Here is a 5,508-nt window from a genome sequence, read left to right on the forward strand (position 1 = left end):
CCCTCCATCACCTCCGGCAACAGCCCCGTCACCTCCGAGCCGAACACCAGATGGTCCCCCTCCTCGAACCGCGCCTCGTACAAGGTCTGCTCCGCCCGCGCCGAGAACAGCCACCGCCGCGCGTCCGGATACGCCGCCACGTAGGCCTCATAAGTCGGGTACAGCCGTAGAAATACCTTGTCCCAGTAGTCCAACCCGGCCCGCTTGAGGTTCCGGTCATCGATGGAGAAGCCCAGGGGCTCCACCAGGATGAGCCGGCAGCCCGTCACCGCGCAGAGGCGGGCCACGTTGCCGGTGTTGGGGGGAATCTGGGGGGAGACCAGAACCAGATGCAGAGGACGCGCCAGGGGCTCGAGCATGGGGTAGAACGCGCTACATGCGCTGGAAGGTGACCAACGAGACGCGGCAGAAGCCGCTGGCGGACCGGGCGGAGAAGGCCACCTCTTTCGCCCAGCGCTTCAAGGGACTGATGGGGCGCCAGGAGCTCGCCATGGGCGACGGCCTCCACATCCAGCCCTGCAACTCCATCCACACGTTCTTCATGCGCATCCCCATTGACGTCGCCTTCCTGGACGCCCAGGGCCGCATCGTCAAGCAGATGATGGCGCTGCCGCCCTGGAGGGCCACCTCCGTGTACTTCCAGGCCCGTTCCGTGCTGGAACTGCCCGCGGGCGTCCTGGCCGCGAGCGGCACCCAGGAAGGGGACCGCTTGAGCTTCGAGCCTGCCTCCCCTGCCCCGGTGTCCCCTGTCTGACCGCACCAAGAGCACGTCTTTTGACCGTTTTCCGAGCGCTTTGTTAACGTGCGCCGCCAGTTTCTCGTCCCCTTAGAAGAGTCCCCGCGCATGCGCATCGAGGTAGCCGGCAGCACCCACGTCGGGATGAAGCGGAACCACAACGAGGACAACTTCCTCATGTTGCCCGATGAGCACCTCTTCATCGTCGCGGACGGGATGGGCGGGCACTCCTCAGGAGAGATCGCCAGTCGCATCGCCGTGGACGAGTTGGGTGAGTTCTACAAGATGACCTCCAAGGACCAGGACAGCACCTGGCCCTTCAAGATGGACAAACAGCGCAACTATGACGAGAACCGGTTGGCCACCGGAATCAAGCTCGCCAACGCGCGCATCTTCGAGAAGGCCAGCAGCGAGTCGAAGTACAAGGGCATGGGGACGACCATCGTCAGCGTGCACTTCGCCAGCGACGTCGCGTACGTCGGGCACGTGGGCGACAGCCGCGTGTACTGCTTCCGCGCTGGAGCCCTCAAGCAGATCACCGAGGACCACTCCCTGCTCAACGACTACCTCAAGGCGAAGAAGCTCTCGCCCGAGGAAGTCGAAAACTTCCCGCACAAGAACGTCATCGTCCGCGCCCTGGGCATGAAGGAGAACGTCCAGGTGGACGTCTCCCGCGTGGACCCCCAGCCGGGCGACGTCTTCCTGCTGTGCTCGGACGGCCTGAGCGGCATGGTGACCGACCCCCAGATGCAGGAAATCCTCGGCCGCACGCCCGAGCTGGACAAGGCGTGCTCGCAGCTCATCGACATGGCCAACGCCGCGGGCGGCAACGACAACGTCACCTGCGTGCTCGCCCGCTACCACCCCGCCTGACCCGACGTCAGGCGATGCGCAGGAAGACCCGCAGCGCCTCGGCCACTCCCCAGGCCTGGGCGATGCACCCCCTTGGCCTGAAGGGGGGCGTGGCGTCGAAGATTTCGCTGACCTGGCCGACGCCCGCCTGTCTCAGGTGGGTCTCCAGGCCCTCCATGACGTCACGCACGTGCGCGCGGGCCGGCTGAACCCTGAGCGCGGCGTCCACGTAGTGGCCAATCAGCCAGCTCCACACCGTGCCCTGGTGGTACGCCGCGTCACGCGCGCGCAGGTCTCCGTCATACGTGGCCTTGTAGTCGTCGTGGTCCGAGGCCAGCGAGCGCAGCCCCACCGGGGTGAGCAGCTCCGTCTCCACCTTGCGCAGCACGTCCGACCAGTGGTCCGGGTTCAACACCGGGTACTTGAGAGACAGGGCGAAAATCTGGTTGGGCCGCACGGCGGCGTCATTGCCGCCCCCTTGCGCGTCCACCACGTCGAACAGGCACCCCTCGGCCGGGTTCCAGAAGCGCCGGTTGAAGGAGTCCTGCGCCTGTTGCGCGGCCATCGCGTAGGGCGTCCCGTCCAGTCCCTGGAGCGCGGCCCACTCCGCCATCAGCCGCATGGCGTTGAACCACAGGGCGTTGAGCTCCACGGCCTTGCCGCGTCGGGGCGTCACCACCCAGCCGTCCACCTTCGCGTCCATCCAGGTGAGCTGGTAGCCCTCTTCGCCCTGCGTCAGCAGCCCATCCGTGGGGTCGATGCGGATGTTGTGGCGGGTGCCCTGCTGGTGCCTGCGGACGATGTCCTCGAACGTCGGGTAGAACTCCCGCAGCAGCTCCAGGTCCCCGGAGGCCGTCACGTAGCGGTCCACCGCGTGGAAGAACCAGAGCGTCGCGTCGGCCGTGTGGTAGAGCCCGTCGGCCTCTCCCTCCGGGAAGAGGTTGGGCAACAGCCCGTCCTTCACGTGGTGACGGAACGTGCGCAGAATCGCCGCCGCCTCACGGAAGCGCCCCGTGGACACCGTCAGGCCCTCCAGCGAAATCATCGTGTCGCGGCCCCAGTCGGTGAACCAGGGGTAGCCCGCGATGACGCTGCGGGCATCCTCGCCAATGGCCCGGGCCCACGCATCGTCGCGCGGACGCATGGGGTCGACGATGAACTGGTCGCCCGCGAGGACCAGGCGCGCCGCCGTGCCCGTCCTCGCCGCCACGGGCGCGCGCTCCAGCAGGCGCCACTCGCGCTCGCGCTCCATGTCGAAGCTCATGGACGGGTCCCGGTCCAACAGCGCCCAGTCATCCACCGTGGCACCGAGCGACAGGCGACTGCCTGGCCTCACCGTGCACTCGAAGTAGCCAGGGCTCGCCTGCGTCTCGATGTGGGGCATCCCCCGGGAGCGCTCCGTCCGGTAGAGCAGGGGTGAGGAAATCTCAGGCATCGCCACGAAGGGCACGATGCCATCGCCGTACAGCCGCAGCCGCAGCGAAGGCGCATCCTTCGCCGCCTGCATCTCGATGCGCTCTCCCTGGAGAATGACCTTCGGCTGGCAGTAGTCGTGCGGGAAGTCGTGCTCGTGCACTCGAAACACCGGGAAGGGCCGCAGCCGGAGCTTCACCGGAGGGCCGGACAGGTGCGCCCACTCGATGAAGAGCGTGTTCTCCCCGTGCACCAGCACCAGCCTGCGACGCAGACGGGAGGCGCCCAGGACGTACTCCCATTCGGGAATGAGGCCGTCGAGCCGGAAGGAGCGCAGCAGCGAGGCGTCCCCCATCAGCGCGCCGTCCGCCCGCACCTCGCCGTCCAGTCGGCACGTCTGCCCCTCCACCCGGGCCGTCTCCACCAGGCGGGACAGCATGACGGTGCGGCCCCGCTCGGGCAGGGTGGGGATGAAGAGGCCGTGGTAGCGGCGCGCGTTCACCCCCGCCAGGGTGCTGGACGCATAGCCCCCCAGGCCGTTCGTCATCAGCCACTCCCGTCCGAGCACCTCGATGGCCGGCGCTCCCACCGGCCATGCGAACTTCAGCTCCGGCAGCCCGCGCACCCGGCTCATCCGGCCTTCTGTGGGCCGAGCCCCTGGCCGCTCCTCCCGGTGCTCGTCATCCACAGGGCGGTCATCCCCGGTACGCGCCACGACGTCTCGACCCTCAGTGACTCCAGTGAGCAAGACCCTGCACCTCCGAATCGAACCTCTTCACTCGACAGTCCAAGACGCCACCCTTCATCCCGAGGTGGTGCGAGTAATGGTTCGGGGCACGGAGAGAGCTCCAGCTCGCCCCCCAGGTTGACGAGCAGCAGCCGGTCGCCTTCCTGTTCGCTGCCCGAGTAGCGCAGCACGAGCGCGAGCGGGGAGAGGACCGCGCCGGTGAGCTGGCCGCTGTCCTGCCGGGCAAGCACGGAGTCCTCGCGGCGCAGTCGGAGCAGCTCCCGGTGCAGGGTGAGCGGCCCGGTGTGGCGCTCGCGCTCGCTCCAATCGAGCCGGGAGAGGGTGAACGCCTTCTCGTCCACGTGCTCCACGTAGCCCTCGTGCTCCAGCGCGTGACGGGCGCTCTCGAACTGGCCGAGGAACTGGTCCCGACCCTTGCGCACCAACGGCTGCAGCTCCGGCTTGTGGTCCACGAAGTAGAAGAAGGGGGAGTTCGCGAACCACTCCTGGCCCATGAAGAGCAGCGGCGTCTGGGGCAGCAGCAGCCACAGCGTGGTGAGCGCGCGCGCCAGTCGCTCGCCGCAGATGCGGTGCAGCCGCTGGCCCTGGAGCATGTTGGCGAGCTGGTCGTGGTTCTGGAGGTAGAAGACGCACGCGCTCGCGGGCACGCGCAGCAGTGGACTGCCTCGGGCCTTCTTCTGCCAGCGGTAGTACTGCCCCTGATAGAGCGAGTTGCGCAGCGCGCACGACAGCAGCTCCTGCGCGGTGCCGCGATAGTCCTGGAGGTAGGCCTCCGCGCGTCCCGTGGCGGCGACACGGGCGGAGTGGTGGAAGTCATCCACCCAGAGGGCATCCGTGCCCCAGCCGCCCCGCTCCACCGACCTCACGCACAGTTCGTCCTGGGGCTCGTTCTCGGCGATGACGAGCACACCGCGGCCAGCCGCGGCCTCGCGCACGGCGCGCGTCAGCTCCTGGACGATGTGGCACGGCCCGTCGTCATACAGGGCCTGCGTCGCATCCAGGCGGAGCCCGTCGAAGTGATACTCGGCGACCCAGGCGCAGGCGTTCTGGATGAAGAAGTCGCGGCTGGGGCCCGCGGCGGCGCCGTCGTCGAAGTTCGTCGGCTCGCCCCACTCGTTCTCGTACTTGCGGGTGAAGTAGTCCGGTGAGTACTGGGCCAGGTAGTTCCCGTCGGGCCCCAGGTGGTTGTAGACGACGTCCACCAGCACGCCGAGCCCCAGCGCGTGCGCGGCCTCCACGAAGGCGCGCAGGTCCTCCGGCCGGCCGTACTGCCCGCTGGGCGCGAAGAGCTGCGCGCCGTCATAGCCCCAGTTGAAGCGCCCGGGGAACGTGTGCAGCGGCATCAACTCCAGGCAGGTGACGCCCAGCTCCTTGAGCAGCGGCAGCTTGGCGATGGCCGCCCTGTACGTCCCCTCGGGCGTGAAGGCGCCCAGGTGCAGTTCGTAGAGCACCTGCCCCCGGATGCAGGACACGCCCTTCCAGTCGCCGTCCGTCCACGGGTGCGCGTACGCGTCGACGACCTCGCTGAAGCCATGCGGGCCCTCGGGCTGGAAGCGCGACGCGGGGTCTGGGAACTCCTCGCTCGAATCCAGGCGGTACTTGTACAGCGCCCCCACGGCCACCGGATGCACGGCCTCGAAATAGCCCTGGGCGTCCCCCGCGAGTGGGAGCGGGCGGGAGCCTCCCTTCACCACGACCTCCACACTGCGCCTGCGTGGCGCCCACACACGGAAGTGAGTGCTGTCTCCCCCCGCCGGCC

At 68.4% G+C, this 5,508-nt stretch carries 5 protein-coding genes; 2 read left to right on the forward strand and 3 right to left on the reverse strand.

Features of this window, described 5'->3' with window-relative positions; translation table 11 throughout:
- On the reverse strand, window positions 1-359 hold a 359-nt coding region (locus HR086_RS44280), incomplete at its 3' end, for a tRNA (cytidine(34)-2'-O)-methyltransferase (protein WP_141642393.1).
- A 17-nt stretch (window positions 360-376) separates the two neighbouring features.
- On the opposite strand from HR086_RS44280, the gene HR086_RS44285 reads away from it, so the two are divergent.
- Both HR086_RS44285 and HR086_RS44290 read left to right on the forward strand, forming a co-directional pair.
- The gene (locus HR086_RS44285) at window positions 377-754 is read left to right on the forward strand and encodes a DUF192 domain-containing protein (protein WP_174458592.1); all 378 of its coding nucleotides are present in this window, start codon (window positions 377-379) and stop codon (window positions 752-754) included.
- A gap of 90 nt (window positions 755-844) precedes the next feature.
- On the forward strand, window positions 845-1,609 hold the full coding sequence (locus HR086_RS44290; protein WP_141642395.1) for a Stp1/IreP family PP2C-type Ser/Thr phosphatase: 765 nt from the start codon (window positions 845-847) through the stop codon (window positions 1,607-1,609).
- Window positions 1,610-1,616: 7 nt separating this feature from the next.
- On the opposite strand, the gene HR086_RS44295 is transcribed toward HR086_RS44290, so the two are convergent.
- Both HR086_RS44295 and treZ read right to left on the reverse strand, forming a co-directional pair.
- Window positions 1,617-3,635, reverse strand: a complete 2,019-nt coding sequence (locus HR086_RS44295) for an amylo-alpha-1,6-glucosidase (protein WP_174458591.1) — start codon at window positions 3,633-3,635, stop codon at window positions 1,617-1,619.
- The coding region (treZ, locus tag HR086_RS44300; protein WP_174468649.1) for a malto-oligosyltrehalose trehalohydrolase at window positions 3,632-5,508 on the reverse strand (1,877 nt) is incomplete at its 5' end. The genes treZ and HR086_RS44295, both read right to left, overlap by 4 nt.

It is taken from the genome of Myxococcus sp. CA039A, assembly GCF_013336645.1.
Taxonomy (GTDB): domain Bacteria; phylum Myxococcota; class Myxococcia; order Myxococcales; family Myxococcaceae; genus Myxococcus; species Myxococcus llanfairpwllgwyngyllgogerychwyrndrobwllllantysiliogogogochensis.

Coding starts and splice junctions, on each gene's coding strand:
- HR086_RS44285 (WP_174458592.1), top strand. CDS start 377: ATGCGCTGGAAGGTGACCAACGAGACGCGGCAGAAGCCGCTGGCGGAC.
- HR086_RS44290 (WP_141642395.1), top strand. CDS start 845: ATGCGCATCGAGGTAGCCGGCAGCACCCACGTCGGGATGAAGCGGAAC.
- HR086_RS44295 (WP_174458591.1), bottom strand. CDS start 3,635: ATGAGCCGGGTGCGCGGGCTGCCGGAGCTGAAGTTCGCATGGCCGGTG.